Below are 15,225 nucleotides of genomic sequence, written 5' to 3'. Positions count from 1 at the left end.
TAAGGGCAAGTGTTTGCTAGCCATTGAGCCCAGATCAGTAAAAGAAGTAGCAAAAAAAGCGGCAACTGATAATTCAGTTGCCGCTTTTTTATTTCACGAAATGACGCCTAGCGTAAACGGTGGTTGTCCTCGATAGGCCGGTCGATGATGCGACTGCGCAACACCGTATTATTAGCTTCAGGCTGGGTTTCGGGCGTAGGAGAAGCGGTAGGATCTGAGTGAGGGAACGGGGCCGGCCCATGAGCCGAAAGCGGCACGCCACCGTGTTTGGTAACGTAGCGGCGGGCGTATTCATGGGCATTCACGGCACCGTGCTGATCAAGAATTTGCTGCACCTGCTCGGCATTCTGGCGGGAAGGTACGTGCACCGTTAGCGTAGTGCCGCAGTGGGCGGCGGCGGCATGGTCTTGCACGTCTTTCTCGTGGCCGGTAAACAGAGCACGGAAAAAGTTATGGAAGGAGTCGTTTTCGGGAAACTCGCCCGTGGGGTTGTCTTGCGTAGTATCGGCCGTTGAGACATCAATGTGCTCACGCCCAACGCCTTGGCTGGTGAGGGCGTGGAGGGCTTTGTTGGCGATGTTGGCGTCTTCAAAAACGCCGATTACAGTGTGCGTCATAGCAAGTCGGAATTTGGAGTGGGGAATGACAGGTGGCCAGGGCTTTGACTACTAAGGAAAGGGGGTTTTTGCAACGACAAATACCTGGGCTAGGTTGGGGCACGGGCGGAGCAGCATTGCTTTTCATCACAGCTTCTATATCGAAGCCATTCTTCGTGAAGCCTAGGCCACCTGTAGCAGCTTGTATACTACATAGCGCTGGGGCTATCTTCAAGGTATGAAATTTTCCCGTCTCCTGCCAGTGCTGCTGGCTTTGGTAAAGTTTGGGTCCGGCTTTGGGTTGGCTAGTCCCGCCTACGAGCTGCACCGCGACGAATATCTCTACCTCAACTACGGCCGTCACCTGGCCTGGGGCTACCTGGAGCTGCCGCCGCTCACGGCCGTGCAGGCCTGGCTTACCCACGCTGCTACCGTACGCCTTCACCTTGTTTGGGCCGGGCCCGCTTGAGCGCATCGGGGCGGCGTACCGGGGCACGGGCGTGCTACGCTGGGAAGACGGCCAGGACCACCCGCTGCCCCAGGATTTTGCCGATATGCTGGGCTGGCAGGAGCTGGACGATAAAGTGTGGGGTGCCCATCAAACACTGCCCGACTCGACGCGCCGCTTCACCCTTATCAAATGCGACAACTACGGCCAGGCTGGGGCCATCAACTACTACAATCGTCACCGCGATATGCCCGCCGCTCACAGCTTCAATGGCTCCTATCTGTTCTGGTTTCCGGCCCGCCCGATTCGCCCTTTTCGTCAGCTGCTGCTCATCGAAGACAATAAGCCCGAGGGCGTTGCGGCCCATAGCCGGGAACTTCGGCGAGTTGGCACCGTGCTCAACCCTTACGCCCGCGAAAAAGGCACCTGCATCTACCTCGTTATCGACCCCGATTCAGTACTGATGAACCGCGTCTATCAGGAGCACCGCGTCGCGCTGGCGTACTGGGAAGGTCCTGATGCGGAAGCCGGCTCGCGGGGCAACTAACGGGCTGCAAGCCTGTTCCTCCGCTGGCACGGGCGGGTTTGCAAACGCTTCATCTGGCTTATCCGACACTTCAGTAACCTTTCTTTTCATCCGGCTTAGCAGCCGACCACTTTTGGTCATTACTTCGCTGCTACCCCAATGAAACGAATCCTCCTCCCGCTGCTTCTATTCCTAGCCACCACTGTCGGCCATTTAGCCGCCCAAACAGCCACCACTACGCTTACTGGTACAGTCCGCGACCAAAGCGGGCGGGCGCTACCGGGCGTAAACGTTTTCCTAAAAACCACTTTTGATGGCGCCAGCACCGATTCGCTGGGGCGCTTTCGCTTCAGTACCCGGCAGAACGGCACACTGCCGCTGGTTGTTACGCTGCTTGGCTACCAGGCTCAGGAACAAGTAATTGTACTCGACGGTACCGCTCAGCGCTTCGCTTTTGCCTTAAAGGAAACGCGCAACCAGCTCGGCACCGTGACTATTACCTCCGGCACTTTCGAGGCCGGCGGCGACAAGCGCAACATCGTTTTTTCATCGCGCGATGTAGTGACTACCGCCGGTGCTTCCGCCGACGTGGCGGGCGCCTTGAACACGATGCCCGGCACCACCCGCAACGGAGAAGAAGGCCGCCTGTTTGTGCGGGGCGGGGCCGCCGGCGAAACCCGGCAATACCTGGATGGGGTGCCTTTGCAAAGCCCGTATAATGCCAGCGTAGCCGGGGTGCCGGCCAGGGGGCGTTTTTCGCCGATGCTATTCAAAGGCATGGCCTTCAGCACGGGCGGCTACTCGGCCGAGTACGGGCAGGCGCTATCGGCTATTGTGGCGTTGCAGTCCGAAGATTTGGCCCCCGAAACGCAGACGGGTATTTCACTGCTCTCGCTGGGGGCGCTGAGCTTATCGCACCAGCAGCGCTATGAGCGCTCGTCGGTGGCCGTGACGGGCGACTACATGAACATGCGGCCTTATTTCGGGCTGGTGCCCCAGCAGCTGCTCACGGCATTTCAATCGTCGGGTGGCTCGGTGGCGCTGCGCCAGCGTACGGGCGAGGCGGGCCTGGTAAAGGCCTATGGTGCGTTCAACCAGCAGCGTATCGGGGTGCGTCAGCCGGAGGTAGAATGGGAAGGAGGCCGGCCGGTGAATCTGGAAGCGAACAACGTGTACCTGAATACCACGTTTCGGAGTCCGCTCCGGCGGGGCTGGTCGGTGCAGACGGGTGCTGCTGCCACGCGGGATGTGCAAACAGCCCGTATTGCTGTCCGCGATACCCAAACCCAGGCAGTGCGCGACCAGGCACACCGCGAGCTAGAGCAGTCGCTGGTGGGTCGGCTGGTGCTCACGAATGATTCGGCCAGTGCCAGCTTCAATTTAAAACTAGGCGTCGAAGGCCTGGTGCAAGGCAACGAGCAACGCTACGAATTTGCCCCCCAGGATACTTCCTTCCGCTTCACGGAACAGCGCATGGCTGGCTTTGCTGAGTCAGACATTGCCTTCAGCAACAAGCTCGTAGGCCGGGTAGGTGGCCGGGCCGAATACTCGGGAATACTGAACCGCTGGAATGCAGCTCCCCGCTTGGCACTGGCTTATCAAGTAGATGAAAAAACGCAGCTCTCGGGGGCCTGGGGCTACTTTTATCAAACTCCCGCCGCTGACTTATTGCTGCGTGCCGCCCAGGTGCGGGACTTACGCTTCGAGCGGGCTCAGCACTTCCAGCTTACTTACCTCCGCAGCTACCACGACCGCACGCTGCGGGTGGAGGCTTACTCCAAAACCTACGGCCAGCTCGTGCGCTACGCTGAAAATGCCCCCCAGAACCTGCTCACGCCCTTCGACCCCACCACCTACCGCAGCACCGGCCACGGCTACGCCCGCGGCGTGGATGTACTCTGGCGCGACCGCACAACCATCAAGAATGCCGATTACTGGGTAAGCTACGGCCTGGTAGACACGCGCCGCCAGCAACGCCTCGACCCGGTGCTGGCCGTGCCCACCTTCGCCGCGCGCCACAACCTGTCGGTGGTAGGCAAGTACTGGATTTCCAAGCTGCACACGCAGGTAGGCGCTACCTACACCTACAACAGCCCCCGCGCCTACCACAACCCCAACGAAGCCGCTGGCTACAACCAGGGCCGCCTGCCCAGCTTCCAGGACTTTAGCGTGAATGCCAGCTACCTGACCACGATCTGGAAAAACTTCACCATCGTGCACGTATCGTGCACCAACGTGCTGGGGCGCGAGAATGTGTTTGGCTACCGCTACGCCGCCCAGCCCGACGCCAGCGGGCGATATGCGCGCACGGCCGTGCGGCCTTCGGCCCCGCGTATGGTGTTCGTGGCTTTGCTCATCTCCATCAATAAGAAGCGGCCAGCTGATATTAATACGGCTCCGGAGTAGGGGCCTGACGGTTAGCCTCACCCCCGGCCCCTCTCCTAGGATTCCGCGTATTAAGCGGCGAAGGGGGAGCCAGGCGCTCGGCCTCCGCAGCTGCGTCGGCTGCCGCCTCCGCAACCGCTACCGGATAGGTGTTGTGATAAGTTAAGCATCAAAAAAAGCCCACAACTTGCTGTCGTGGGCTTTTTCTATTCCTTCTCTGATAGCGTGGTAGCAGTGCCTGAGGCGAGAGCCGAAGGGGCTGCGCAGGCCGAGCGTGTGGCTCCCCCTCTCCCTTAGGCTTCGCGCATTAAGCGAACCGGGGGCCGGGGGTGAGGCCAATCGTTGAGCCCTCATCCACCGCTTCCGCCGCTTCATCCTACTCATCCGACACTTCGGTAACAGAAAATTTTTCCAGCCTCAGCGCCGGCCCATCTTTGACGCAGTTGTTCCACAGCGCGTTTTTCCTCACTTCTCTTATTCTGAAAATCATGAAAAAGCTCATCCTCCTGCTGGCCCTTGTTGCCGCTTCCTTCTCGACCTTCGCCCAGCAAACTGCCACACCCATAACTGCCGCGCCCGCCGGCTACACCGAGATGATGGCAGCCACTATCACGGAGCTAAACAGCACCGGCGACCCTGCCCAGCTCAAGCAGCTAGCTAGCAAGTTTGAGCGCGCTGCGGTGGCTGTGCCTACCGATTGGCTGCCTCCCTACTATCAGGCTTACAGCTACCTGCTTACAGCCTTCCAAAGCAAAGAAGACGGAGACATAAAGGACAAATACCTCGATCGGGCGGAAGCCGCATTAGCCCAGGCCCGCAAGCTGCGCGGCGACGAATCGGAGCTGCTGGTGCTGCAAGGCTACATCTACCAGGCGCGGCTGGGCATTTCGCCCATGGTTCGTTCCATGAAGTACTCGGGTATGGTGAATGAGGTGCTTGGTCAGGCCAAAAAGATCAATCCAGCCAATCCGCGCATTTATCTGGTGCTGGGCAACAACATTTACTTTACACCCAAAATGTTTGGTGGGGGCGCGGAGGCCGCTAAGCCAGTATTTGATGAAGCTAAAACCCGGTTTGCTGCCTTCCAGCCCAGCGGCCCCCTGGCGCCCGGATGGGGTGAGCGTCAAGTGTTGGGCCGGTTGAAAGCCTACGAGCAGGCCGCCGCCAGCGCCCAGATCAGCAAGTAGCCTGCGTGGCCTTCGGCGTTGCAAGGGCAGCGTCGGGGGCCATGTTATCTGCCTGACTTTTGTCATCATGGACCTGCTGCATCAACTCAATATCGGTTTACATATTCTGTGTGGCACGCTGGCGATGTTGTTTAGCTTGGTGCCGATGCTCGGCCCGATTTATTAAAGAACAGCCTTTCCGCCTGACCCATGACTTCCCGCCCGTATCTTGCCAGCCTTCCCACGCTTGCGCCTGGTGTTCACGCCTGCTCTATGTCCGCACACGCTCCCATCATGCCCCCCAGACAGGCCACCCACGCCTGGCTGCGCGTGATCCTGCCGCTGCTCTCGGTTTCGGTCACCATCAGCATTTTTACCTGCCTCGATTGTCTGGACAAGCCGCAGAAAATGCTGTTGAACTTCGCGCTCACCACGCTCTACACTACGGGGCTCTGGCTGGTCAATGGGTACTCCGTGGATTGGCTCGATCAATACGTGAGCTGGAAGCAGGCCCCAGCCAAGCGCTTCGCCCTCACGCTACTGGTGTCGCTGGGGGGCTCTTTGGTGGTGATTCTGATTGTGCGCCTGGGCTATATCCTTTATCGGGGCCAGAATCCGGCCTTGTTGTTTTCGCCCCAGAATATTGGTGGCTATCTGTTTCCGCTGTCGATTACGGCCCTTATTTCCATGTTCATGCACAGCCGGTCTTTCCTGCTGGGCTGGCGCGAAGCCCTGGTACAAACCGAGCGGCTGCAAAAGGAAATGGCCCAGGCCGAAGCCCAAACCCTGCGCCAGCAGCTCGATCCGCATTTCATGTTTAATGCCCTGAATGCCCTGACCTCCCTGGTGGAAGAGGAGCCCCAGCTGGCCGTGCGCTTCATCCGGCAGCTTTCCCAGGTGTACCGCTACGTGCTCGATGCCCAGGGCCGGGAAGTGGTGCCCCTTGCTGATGAGCTGGAGTTTGCCAAGGCGTACCTTTTTTGCAGCGTATTCGCTACGGCGAGGCGTTAAAGGCCGAGCTGCCCGACCCCGGCAGCGTGCCAGCTCATCTGGTAGTGCCGCCCTTGAGCCTACAGCTGCTCCTGGAAAATGCGCTCAAGCACAACATCGCCTTGCAGCAGCAACCCCTGCATATCAGCTTTGAACTGAACCTAGCAGCCCGGCAACTCACCGTGCGCAACACCCTACGCCCGCGACGCCTCAGCCCCGAGGAAGCCAGCGGTCTGGGCCTGCGCAACCTACAAGCCCGTTACGCTTTTCTAACCAAACAGCCCATGCTCATTCAGCCCACCGCCACCGAGTTTGTCGTGACGCTGCCGCTGTTAGAGTTAGGGTAATGGCTTGGTCCAATGCTCTCTAAAATATTTGGCCGTCATGCTGAGCGGAGCCGAAGCATCTCTCCTGGTTACTAATCAATAGCACTACAACGAAGCAGTAGAGATGCTTCGGCTCCGCTCAGCATGACAGTTTTGAAAGTTTAAACCAACATTGCTGATTGCCTTAATGCTTGCCAAAAAGCCCCCCAGGGCAGACGAAACTACCCCACTACACATGCTGACTTCACCTGCGCTGCGTGCTCTTATCATCGAAGATGAACCTCTCGCGGCCCGGCGACTAACGGAACTGTTGCGTCGGCAGCAGCCGATGGTGGAGGTGATTGCCACGGCCGAATCGGTGGCGGCGGCCAAGGTGCTGCTCGATACGCTGCAACCCGCGCCCGACGTGCTGTTTCTGGATATTCACCTGGCTGATGGCCTGAGCTTCGAGCTGTTTGAGCAGACCACGGTGCCCTGTCCGGTTATCTTCACCACCGCTTACGACCAATATGCTATTCGGGCTTTCAAGGTGAATAGCGTGGATTATCTGCTCAAACCCATTGATACCGCTGAATTGCAGGCGGCCGTGCAGAAGCTGCGCGAGCGGCGTGGCTCCGCCCAGGCAGCCACGCCCGCTACCGCTTTTGATGCGGCTCTGCTGGCGCAGGTACTACAGCAGATGCAAGCCCGCCCCGCCTACAAAGAACAATTCGTGGTGCGGGTGGGTGAGCATCTCAAAACCATTGCCACGGAGCAGATAGCTTACTTTTTCAGCCTCGAAAAAGCCACCCTGATCCAGACCCGCGAGAACCGTCGGTTTGTGGTGGATTATACATTAGAACAGCTGGAAACCCTGCTCGACCCGCGCCAGTTCTTCCGCCTCAACCGCACGTATCTCGCCCAGGCCAGCGCCATTCAGGATATCATTCATTACACCAACTCCCGCCTGCAAACCGTACTTCAGCATTGCCCTGAGGGTCCCGTGCTGGTGAGCCGCGAGCGGGTGCCGGCTTTCAAAGCGTGGCTGGATAGGTAATAGGAGTAACAACGTTGACTAGATACTTATTGCCAGATGATAGGACAAGCTACCATGCTCTCACGTCGCAGGTTACAATGGGTCGCTTCGTGGATATCGGGGCTGGGGCACCCGCTGCTCACGGTGGCGGCCTTTGTGACCTTTGCTGCCTTTCGTTTGCTAGACCCCCCAGCCGCGCGGTGGACGACAGCCGGAATTATTGGCCTCGTGCTGTTGCCCCTAGCTGCGTGGAACTACCGACAAATGCGAACAGGGGCGTACACCAACTTCGACGTTTCGGTGCGGGAGCAGCGGCACTCGTTTTATCCCTTGCTACTAAGTCTGCTGGGTATTGCTACCGCCCTGCTCTTTTTGGCGCGGGTGGCAGCCGCGTTTCGCTACGGAATGCTGGCTGGCTGGGGCTTGCTGGCAGCCTGCTTTCTAGTCAATTTTCGCCTGAAAGTATCCTTGCACGCAGCCATGTCTTTCTTCATGGCGTACACCTTGCTCACGCTGAATGCCCGTTGGGGCACGGTAGGGCTAGGCCTAGCCAGCTTGGTCGCAACCTCGCGGCTGGTACTAGGGCGCCACTCGGCGCTTGAGCTGCTGGTGGGTGCTGGGGTAGGTATAGTGGCAGGAGGAGCGTTGTGGCTGTTGTTGAGGTAATGAGAGCTGGTGCCGAGGCGGTGAGCTAGCCTTCCAGCCACTGCTTAAATACGCCGGCTTTTTCCCGGCTCACCACCACTTCATCAGTAGGGCTGGGGGCCAAATCCAGCTTCAGCTTGCCGTTGAAATAAGGATGCAGGCGCTGCACGGCCTGCAAATGCGCCACAAACTGCCGGTTAAGTCGAAAAAACTGGCGCGGGTCCAGTAAGCTTTCCAGCTGTTCCAGCGTGTAGTCTACCACAAACCGGCGGCCATCCAGCGCTGCCAGCGTCGTGACCTCGTTGCGGCTCTGAAACCAGGCAATTTGCCCGGCGGGCAGGGGCAATAGCTGCTCCCCGCTGCGCACCAGAAAGCGGGATTTGTAGGGCTGATCGGGGCGGGGCAGGCTGTCGAGCAGGCGCTCCAGGCGCTGGGCCGCGTCGGGTGGGGGCGGAGCAGCTGGCGCCCGCCATTGCTCCAGCTTGGTAAGGGCCGCCGCCAGCTCGGCCAGCTTAATGGGCTTCAGCAAATAATCGATGCTGTTCGTTTTGAAAGCCCGAATAGCATAGGCATCATACGCCGTGGTAAAGATGACCGGGCTGCGCACGACAGTGCGCTCAAACAGCTCCAAGCTCAGTCCATCGGCCAGGTGAATATCAGCCAGAATAAGGTCGGGGGCAAATTTGCTTTCAGCCACGCTAAGCCTGCCGTCACGCTGTCCAGCACGGCTACAACCTTAGCTTCGGGTGCCGCCTGATGGAGTAGCCGCTGGAGGCGCTCTGCGGCTGGGTACTCATCTTCGAGCACTAAAACGGTCATGAGTGAGAAGAGTAAGCCTCTAACGTGGAGGCAAGGTGGCGGGCAAACTGCTGAGCTGCTGTGCTTGCGAAAGGCTGCTTGGTGGACTGATAAAAGCTGCCTGCAAACGCCATGTTAAAATAAGTTGCCGTTAACCTGAAAGGAACCTCAAATCCGGTTGGTAGTTCCGGGTCGGAGCCAGTGGCCAGGAGAAACACCTGACGGCCGGCTAGTTGCCGGCCTAGGTGCTTGTGCGTAGTAGTGAGGTCGGTGAGTCGGTCAAAGAAGTTTTTCATCAAGCCGCTCATACTATACCAATATACTGGCGTGGCGAACAGAATGACGGGGTGGCGTAAGAGAAGGTCTGCCAGATGCGAAAAGGTATCAGTGGCAGGATAAGCCTGAACGTAGCTGTACGGCGCGACGGGCGAATCGAGCAAATCGATAAGGACATACGGAACAGGCGGCAGCACCGCTTCCAGCAAGTGGCGGGTGTCGCCACCGGGTCGGGCGCTGCCCAGAATTATCAGCAGGGGAATAGGAGACGAAGAACTTATCAATGAAGCCATTCAGTCATTAATTTCTGAGAAAGAAAGCAGTTGGCAAGCATCTAAAGTAATACGCCCCACCGATACGGCGACGGCCAAAAAGCCCCCGCACCTTACCGAAGTCCCAACAGCGGCAGCCGCACTCGAAACCACTGATCCGCCGCGCTGATTTCCACTGGCTGGGGGCATTTAGCAGCTCGTAACGGTTGCGCACATTGCGCAGGCCGGTGCCCGTGCCCGGCGCCAAACCTGCCAGGCGCGGGCGCAGGATATTTTCTACGGTAAAGTAGCCCGTAGCCGGGTCGGCGGTGAGGCGCAGCTCTAGCGGGTTTTCGCGCGAGGCGACGTTGTGCTTGAGCGCATTTTCTACTAGCAGCTGCACACTCAGCGGGGCCACATGTTGCTCCAGGGCTTCGGCCGGAATGTGCTGCTCCACCCGCAGGTTGTCGCGAAAACGGACTTTTTGCAGGGCCACGTAGGTATCCACGAAAGCCAGCTCCTCAGCTAGTGGCACCGTCACTTTGTCGCGGCTGAGCAGCACGTAGCGGTATACATCGGCCAGCTGCTCCACAAACTCCTGCGCTGCCGCATTGCCGGGCTCAATAAGGGCAGAGAGCGTGTTGAGGGAATTAAACAGGAAGTGCGGGTCCAGCTGGTTTTGCAGGGCTTCGAGCTGACTTTGCACCCCCGCCTGGGTAAGCTGCTCAGCCCGCCGTACATTCTGCTCCCACTCCCGAAAAAATGCTGGCTCTCGTACACGAGCAGCACCACCGAGGTAGGCACCAGATTCATTACTACTTGCACGAAAATTCGTTCGGCACTCAGCACCCCAAAAATTTCTACGGGTAACACAAGCGTCAACCCTACCGTGATAATAACCGTGGCCAGACTGGCGTAGAGCAGGCAGGCAGCGGCCAGCCACCACAGGCGCACTGCCGTCTGGCCCACATTCGGAAAACGGCGAATCAGCCGTTGCCAGATGGCGCGGGTTCCCAGCCAAATGATAAGCGTATAAACGAGCGAAATGGGCCAGCTAACCAGGAAAGCGGCAACAGACTGGAAGGCATACTCGGCCTCGGAAAGCAGCATGAGCACGCTTACAATCGGAATTCCAAACAGCAGTAACTGACGGTCTTGCATGAGCGGCGTGGGTTTTGGCCCCCGTGGGCCTGGCGGCAACTTACGCACTTTCCCTTAGTGCGAAAGCAGCGGCAGACCACTCAGCGCCCGCCAATACAGCAGGGCCACCCCGCCGGCATAGAGCGCCGCGAAAGCAAAAATGCTTGCTGTTTGGGCACCAGCGCGCCCATTAAGTGCCGTGCGGCCCAGCAGCCAACCCACCCAAGGAATTGCCTGCAAGGCGTGCAAACCCAGAAAGTGGGCGGCGCGCAAATCGCCGGCGCGGGTGCTCCAGCCCAGCACCGGCAGGCCGGCACCGCCATCGGGGGCGCCCACGGTGTGGCCGCCTTGCCCAATCATGGCCCCACCAATGGCGCTGCCCAGCAAAAACAGCAGCAGCCCCAGGCGCATGCCCCACACGTAGCTAGCCGACCCAAATGGCCGGTGGCGCAGCATCAGATACAGGGCCCACGCCAGCAGGATGGTATTGATGGCAATAAAAATGCCCATGGCGGCAAATACGAGGCCGTCGAAGGCGGAGCTGTTGTTGAAGTGGGAAGTAGTGCCACGAACGGACTGCAGGAAAATAGCCACAATTTCGGCCGTCATGCTGATGGCTATGCCCCAGCTGATTCGGCTTACGGCCCGCTGGGCGGGAGCAGGCAAATCGGCCAGCAGCCAGCCCACCGACCACAGATAGATGACGTTGGAAAGGGAAAATTTGAGAGGCTTGAACCAGACGTTGAGGCCCGTCACTACGCGCTCATCAAAAGGCGCCAGGGTCAGGGCTACCACGGCCAAGCCCACACTCAGCCAGCCAGCCCACGACAACACGGGGTTGCAGCGGTGCAGAATAACTAGCCACTCGCGCAGGTCCTGGCCCGAACTCAGGAGCAACGGACGGCGGGGGGTAAATGAAGCGGAATTGCCGGAAGCGAAAAGGAGCGTTTTCATACCTGCGATGAATAAGATGAGCGAACAGAATTCAGGGTTGGGGCGGGGCTGGTGGGCAAATTCAGTGGATAAAAGCGGCGTACGATGGCATACAGCAGCATCCCCATGGGCCCAAGCATGAAGGTGAACAGCAGACACGGAATCAGCAGCAGGTGCGGCACCGCACGGCGGTGGGCATCGCGCACAGACCACGCGCCCACGGCCAGATCGAAGCACAGATAATGCACCCAGCCCGCCAGCAGCGCCCACGGGTCCTGGAACAGCAGCGCGACCTCAGCCAGCGAAGAAAAGCCCCCCACGCTGCCCTGCGAACCAGCATAGTGCACCCCAATCACCACCGCATATGCTACTGCCAGGCCCAGCGGCAAGGCCCCACTAAGCACCACGCGCCGCGTGCCGGCCCACCGCGGCACTAGCAGCAGCAAGACCCACCCCAGCATGGCTACGGCGTTGGCAACAGAAAACAGAGTAGCAGGCGTAAGCATAGTGGGGGGCATTTTTTGCCTAAACTACCCACCATTTTTCCTCACGGAAATTCCAATCCAAGTGAAGCCGACCCCGCGCCAGGTGAACCGACGGATTTCTGTGGTGAAACGTAGCCGCGTGCCGGAGCAAATTGCGAACAAGGAATTTCTTTGAGGGCTGCTGCGGGCCTACTGCTACCAAACAGCATGACAAGTCAATAGGAATTTCTTTGAGGATAATTTCTATTGACTTGCCCCGGCTTTGCCTCCGTCAGTCGATAACCCATGGGGCATAACTGCGTTGAATCAAAGCACCCAAGCTCAGTCAGATTTGCCGCTCCGGCTGTGTCAGCCGCTCGTCGCCAAATCTTCCGCTCACATATTGCTACCTGGTGGTCGCGTACTATTCGCCTGTGAATAAGCTGGTAATGTTGTTGTTACTGTTGCTGCCAGCACCGGCAACTGCCACGCTGGCGGCCCACCTAACGGCCTCGCCCGTGGTGCCCGACAGCACCTTTGTGCGCCAAAGCCATCGTCGGCCAGTGTTTCAGTTCGACCAGCGGTTTTCGTTGCTCAATGGCAAGGTGGTTGGCATAAACGGGCTGAAAGGCGGTATTGAGTGGAACGGGCGCTTGCGGGCCGGCCTGGGCGTGTACCTGCTCAGCGGTGGCGTGCCCACCGATGCCCCTTTACCCCCCGATTTGCCCCCCACCACCCGCGACGAGCTGCGTTTCCGCTACTTGGTGGGCTATGGCGAGTACGTGCTCATCGGCAACCCGCGCTGGGAGCTGAGCACGCCCATGCAGCTCGGCGTGGGCAAGTTTTACTCCCGCTACCAATTGCCCGACGGCAGCGTGCGCCGTTCGCCCAAAGACCAGATTTATATCCTGGAGCCTTCCATCGTCAGCCATTACCGGGTGTTCAAGTGGCTGGGCCTGGGTGGGGGCGCGGGCTACCGCCAGATGCTATTCATCAACGATAAGCTGGAAGACGAGCTAAGCGGTGTCATCTTCTATGGTCGGGTAAAGCTGTTTCTGGGCGATTTATATAAAATCGCACGGGGCCGGCAGAAGCTTTTATCGCAGGAAGCTTTGCGCCGGGAGGAGTGGGAAAAGTAGCTGCCTCAACCCCTAGCCCCTTCTCCGGGGGAGAAGGGGAACTAGCTCTAATTCTAAAGGACTAAAATGAATTAGCAGTTAGAGATGCTAAAGACTAGTTCCCCTTCTCCCCTAGGACTTCGCGCATCAAGCGAACCGGGGTTAAGGGTTGAGGCCACTCGTTGAAGAAGCCCGCATGGTGCCGCGCCGGTCCAGCTTGCCGGAGGCCGTCGTCTTGAATTGAGGCACGTATACCAGCTCACGGGGTCGCTCGTAGCGGCCCAGCCGCTCAGCGAGGAGGGCCAGCAGCTGCTCTTCCTGCGTTGCAGATAGCGGTTCACCTTCCAGAAAAGCCGTTACCTGCTCGCCCAGCCGCTCATCGGGCCGGGCGGCCACGAAGGTGCGTCTGGGGGGCAAATTGAGTTCGGCCAAGGCTACTTCCAGCACCAGCTCTACCTTTTCGGCCTGCACCTTCACGCCCCCGGAGTTAATTACGAAATCGACGCGCCCCAGCCACTCAAACGCGTGCTCTTCGGGCAGCAGGCGCACCTGGTCATTGGTCGTGATGAGCTGGTCGTTGGTAATGTCGGCGCGCACGGTGAGGCAGCCGCGCTCGTCCTGGTCTATGTGAATGCCGGGCAGCACCTTGTATGTTGATGAAGCGTCAGGGCCGTTTAAGCGACGTAGCGCAATGTGCGAGGCCGTTTCGGTCATGCCGTAGGTGTGGTACACGGGCACCGTGAGGGCCTGAGTAGCCTGTTGCAAACTGCTTTCCACAGCCGCGCCGCCTACCAGAATAGCCTTCATGGTATTCAGCCGCGCCGCGTGCCCGTTGTCCAGCACCGTGCGTAGCTGCAACGGCACGAACGAAGCGAAGTCAAACGCCGCCTCAGCCGGCACCAAGGCCAGCGGGTCGGCGTGGGGCTCCACGATAGTCAGATGCAGATTCAGCTCCAGGCCGCGCACCAGCATCATCAGCCCGCCCACGTACTCGCAGTTCAAACACACCAGCACTCGGTCGCCGGGGCCCAGGTCGAAGTAGTCACCAGTACGGTGGGCACTAGCCGCAAGCTGCTGCCGCCGCAGTGTTATCCGCTGGGGCTCCCCCGTCGAGCCGGAAGTTTGCAGACCAAATTCCAACGTCCCATTCAGCCACTGCCGGCAGAAATCCAGCACCTTGGCCTCGTAGCCATTCAGGTCCACAGGACTGTTGGCGGGGTATTGCTTGATGTCGGCGTAGCGAAACTCGCGGCCGTTGAGCAGGAGGGAATCGGGGAGGAGAGGGGAAGCAGCCATGCAGACGGAACAGGTGAGTGGGCCAGGATTCTACGCAGTCGCTCGGCTGCGCCGAGTGACTGTTGCGCTCAAGTAGCTATGCTACGTGCGTCTGCGTCGTTGGGCTGTGTTAGTGCAGACGGCGCGCACGGTTCGCAGCACAGCTGCTCAGGCATAAGCGTCACTCGGCACAGCCGAGCGACTGCGGGGGAAGCTCGCATTAGCAGAATTTGTGTAGCTGCTAGTCTACCTTAAACATAAAAACTAGCTTATTATCTATTTGCTCCTCGGTGTGCCCTTTCACGGATTCTCCTCTTTTGTGTGAGGGGATAGCCAGATACACATCCTTGTTACCATCTGATACATTAAATCGATACTCAATTGAGGAAAGCGGAAAGCCGGTAATCCGGTTCGGGCAGGCGCTAACTTCTCTTGGAAAAGGTAAATCAAGACTGTAGACACCTTTGATCTTCGGCACTACCCCAATTTTGAAGCTGTAGCTGTTGTGTATGCTACACCCAAATTCCAGAAAAGTCCCTGTACCGAAATGACTGGTATAACCAGTAATACTCTCTCCTTTTGCCGTAACAAAATCGCAAAAACCACCTACTGGACTAACAGGTGCATCATATCTACTATTATAAGAAAGTTGAAACTGAACGGATACCGAATCTACCGCAATCGGTTGGTTTGTCCGTTGGTCTAACAACGTTTTGTTTGGGTTTCGATATTCTAACCAAATTGTGTCTCCTACAGTGTAGCTCTTTTGCGCCGGAAATAGATTCACCTGTTCCTTAAAATTGTATTCATAATTTATCTCTACGTCCTCACCACATTGAAAGGCGGTACACAGTAAAAACAAATACAAAGAGG

General features: G+C 58.4%; 18 protein-coding genes. 9 read left to right on the top strand and 9 right to left on the bottom strand.

What is annotated here, in order from left to right; translation table 11 throughout:
- Positions 1–107: 107 nt before the first annotated feature.
- On the bottom strand, positions 108–617 hold the full coding sequence (locus tag MKZ35_RS10005) for a hypothetical protein (RefSeq protein WP_482513135.1): 510 nt from the start codon (positions 615–617) through the stop codon (positions 108–110).
- Between the two features lie 217 nt (positions 618–834).
- Here MKZ35_RS10005 and MKZ35_RS10000 point away from each other — a divergent pair, with 217 nt between their 5' ends.
- The 8 genes from MKZ35_RS10000 to MKZ35_RS09965 all read left to right on the top strand — a co-directional run bounded on the left by MKZ35_RS10000 (position 835) and on the right by MKZ35_RS09965 (position 8,118).
- A complete protein-coding gene (locus MKZ35_RS10000) occupies positions 835–1,065 on the top strand; it encodes a hypothetical protein (protein WP_482513134.1) in 231 nt (76 codons plus the stop codon).
- Entirely contained in the window at positions 1,043–1,591 is a 549-nt protein-coding gene (locus MKZ35_RS09995; protein ID WP_482513133.1) for a hypothetical protein, read from the top strand. The genes MKZ35_RS10000 and MKZ35_RS09995 overlap by 23 nt, the downstream gene beginning before the upstream one ends.
- Positions 1,592–1,729: 138 nt before the next feature.
- Positions 1,730–3,976: a TonB-dependent receptor gene (locus MKZ35_RS09990; RefSeq protein ID WP_482513132.1), complete on the top strand. Its 2,247-nt coding sequence runs from the start codon at positions 1,730–1,732 to the stop codon at positions 3,974–3,976.
- A 467-nt stretch (positions 3,977–4,443) separates the two neighbouring features.
- Entirely contained in the window at positions 4,444–5,142 is a 699-nt protein-coding gene (locus MKZ35_RS09985) for a hypothetical protein (RefSeq protein WP_482513131.1), read from the top strand.
- 252 nt (positions 5,143–5,394) lie between these two features.
- The gene (locus MKZ35_RS09980) at positions 5,395–6,132 is read left to right on the top strand and encodes a sensor histidine kinase (RefSeq protein ID WP_482513129.1); all 738 of its coding nucleotides are present in this window, start codon (positions 5,395–5,397) and stop codon (positions 6,130–6,132) included.
- Positions 6,102–6,458, top strand: coding sequence for a hypothetical protein (locus MKZ35_RS09975; RefSeq protein WP_482513127.1), 357 nt, complete (start codon positions 6,102–6,104; stop codon positions 6,456–6,458). Before MKZ35_RS09980 ends, MKZ35_RS09975 begins: the two co-directional genes overlap by 31 nt.
- A gap of 214 nt (positions 6,459–6,672) precedes the next feature.
- Entirely contained in the window at positions 6,673–7,473 is an 801-nt protein-coding gene (locus MKZ35_RS09970; protein WP_482513125.1) for a LytR/AlgR family response regulator transcription factor, read from the top strand.
- Positions 7,474–7,527: 54 nt separating this feature from the next.
- Complete coding sequence (locus tag MKZ35_RS09965) at positions 7,528–8,118, top strand: phosphatase PAP2 family protein (RefSeq protein WP_482513124.1); 591 nt, start codon at positions 7,528–7,530, stop codon at positions 8,116–8,118.
- A gap of 25 nt (positions 8,119–8,143) precedes the next feature.
- On the opposite strand, the gene MKZ35_RS09960 is transcribed toward MKZ35_RS09965, so the two are convergent.
- From MKZ35_RS09960 to MKZ35_RS09935, 6 genes are all read right to left on the bottom strand, one after another.
- Positions 8,144–8,794 carry a LytR/AlgR family response regulator transcription factor gene (locus tag MKZ35_RS09960; protein ID WP_482513123.1) on the bottom strand — a complete coding sequence of 217 codons (651 nt, stop codon included), beginning with the start codon at positions 8,792–8,794 and terminating at the stop codon, positions 8,144–8,146.
- Positions 8,731–8,916, bottom strand: a complete 186-nt coding sequence (locus MKZ35_RS09955) for a hypothetical protein (protein WP_482513121.1) — start codon at positions 8,914–8,916, stop codon at positions 8,731–8,733. The genes MKZ35_RS09960 and MKZ35_RS09955 overlap by 64 nt, the downstream gene beginning before the upstream one ends.
- On the bottom strand, positions 8,913–9,464 hold the full coding sequence (locus MKZ35_RS09950; protein WP_482513120.1) for a flavodoxin family protein: 552 nt from the start codon (positions 9,462–9,464) through the stop codon (positions 8,913–8,915). Before MKZ35_RS09950 ends, MKZ35_RS09955 begins: the two co-directional genes overlap by 4 nt.
- A 7-nt stretch (positions 9,465–9,471) precedes the next feature.
- Complete coding sequence (locus MKZ35_RS09945; RefSeq protein WP_482513119.1) at positions 9,472–10,128, bottom strand: sensor histidine kinase; 657 nt, start codon at positions 10,126–10,128, stop codon at positions 9,472–9,474.
- Between the two features lie 509 nt (positions 10,129–10,637).
- A complete protein-coding gene (locus MKZ35_RS09940; protein ID WP_482513117.1) occupies positions 10,638–11,516 on the bottom strand; it encodes a hypothetical protein in 879 nt (292 codons plus the stop codon).
- Positions 11,513–12,013 (bottom strand): ABA4-like family protein, encoded by a 501-nt coding sequence (locus MKZ35_RS09935; RefSeq protein ID WP_482513116.1) that lies wholly within the window; start codon positions 12,011–12,013, stop codon positions 11,513–11,515. The genes MKZ35_RS09940 and MKZ35_RS09935 overlap by 4 nt, the downstream gene beginning before the upstream one ends.
- 395 nt (positions 12,014–12,408) lie before the next feature.
- Here MKZ35_RS09935 and MKZ35_RS09930 point away from each other — a divergent pair, with 395 nt between their 5' ends.
- Entirely contained in the window at positions 12,409–13,098 is a 690-nt protein-coding gene (locus MKZ35_RS09930) for a hypothetical protein (RefSeq protein ID WP_482513115.1), read from the top strand.
- 141 nt (positions 13,099–13,239) lie between these two features.
- Here MKZ35_RS09930 and MKZ35_RS09925 read toward each other — a convergent pair whose 3' ends face one another.
- Positions 13,240–14,373, bottom strand: coding sequence for an AMP-binding protein (locus MKZ35_RS09925; RefSeq protein WP_482513113.1), 1,134 nt, complete (start codon positions 14,371–14,373; stop codon positions 13,240–13,242).
- Between the two features lie 220 nt (positions 14,374–14,593).
- Positions 14,594–15,214: a hypothetical protein gene (locus MKZ35_RS09920; protein ID WP_482513112.1), complete on the bottom strand. Its 621-nt coding sequence runs from the start codon at positions 15,212–15,214 to the stop codon at positions 14,594–14,596.
- Between the last annotated feature and the right edge of the window lie 11 nt (positions 15,215–15,225).

It is taken from the genome of Hymenobacter sp. R533113, from assembly GCF_056835965.1.
Note: the sequence above shows the minus strand (reverse complement) of the source record. Positions and strands in the feature narration are given on the sequence as shown.

Excerpts from the sequence above, each read along its gene's own strand:
- MKZ35_RS09985 (WP_482513131.1), top strand. The coding sequence starts at position 4,444 with ATGAAAAAGCTCATCCTCCTGCTGGCCCTTGTTGCCGCTTCCTTCTCG.
- MKZ35_RS09980 (WP_482513129.1), top strand. The coding sequence starts at position 5,395 with ATGTCCGCACACGCTCCCATCATGCCCCCCAGACAGGCCACCCACGCC.
- MKZ35_RS10005 (WP_482513135.1), bottom strand. The coding sequence starts at position 617 with ATGACGCACACTGTAATCGGCGTTTTTGAAGACGCCAACATCGCCAAC.
- MKZ35_RS09925 (WP_482513113.1), bottom strand. The coding sequence starts at position 14,373 with ATGGCTGCTTCCCCTCTCCTCCCCGATTCCCTCCTGCTCAACGGCCGC.
- MKZ35_RS09990 (WP_482513132.1), top strand. The coding sequence starts at position 1,730 with ATGAAACGAATCCTCCTCCCGCTGCTTCTATTCCTAGCCACCACTGTC.
- MKZ35_RS09935 (WP_482513116.1), bottom strand. The coding sequence starts at position 12,013 with ATGCCCCCCACTATGCTTACGCCTGCTACTCTGTTTTCTGTTGCCAAC.
- MKZ35_RS09955 (WP_482513121.1), bottom strand. The coding sequence starts at position 8,916 with ATGACCGTTTTAGTGCTCGAAGATGAGTACCCAGCCGCAGAGCGCCTC.
- MKZ35_RS09970 (WP_482513125.1), top strand. The coding sequence starts at position 6,673 with ATGCTGACTTCACCTGCGCTGCGTGCTCTTATCATCGAAGATGAACCT.
- MKZ35_RS09965 (WP_482513124.1), top strand. The coding sequence starts at position 7,528 with ATGCTCTCACGTCGCAGGTTACAATGGGTCGCTTCGTGGATATCGGGG.
- MKZ35_RS09930 (WP_482513115.1), top strand. The coding sequence starts at position 12,409 with ATGTTGTTGTTACTGTTGCTGCCAGCACCGGCAACTGCCACGCTGGCG.
- MKZ35_RS10000 (WP_482513134.1), top strand. The coding sequence starts at position 835 with ATGAAATTTTCCCGTCTCCTGCCAGTGCTGCTGGCTTTGGTAAAGTTT.
- MKZ35_RS09940 (WP_482513117.1), bottom strand. The coding sequence starts at position 11,516 with ATGAAAACGCTCCTTTTCGCTTCCGGCAATTCCGCTTCATTTACCCCC.
- MKZ35_RS09950 (WP_482513120.1), bottom strand. The coding sequence starts at position 9,464 with ATGGCTTCATTGATAAGTTCTTCGTCTCCTATTCCCCTGCTGATAATT.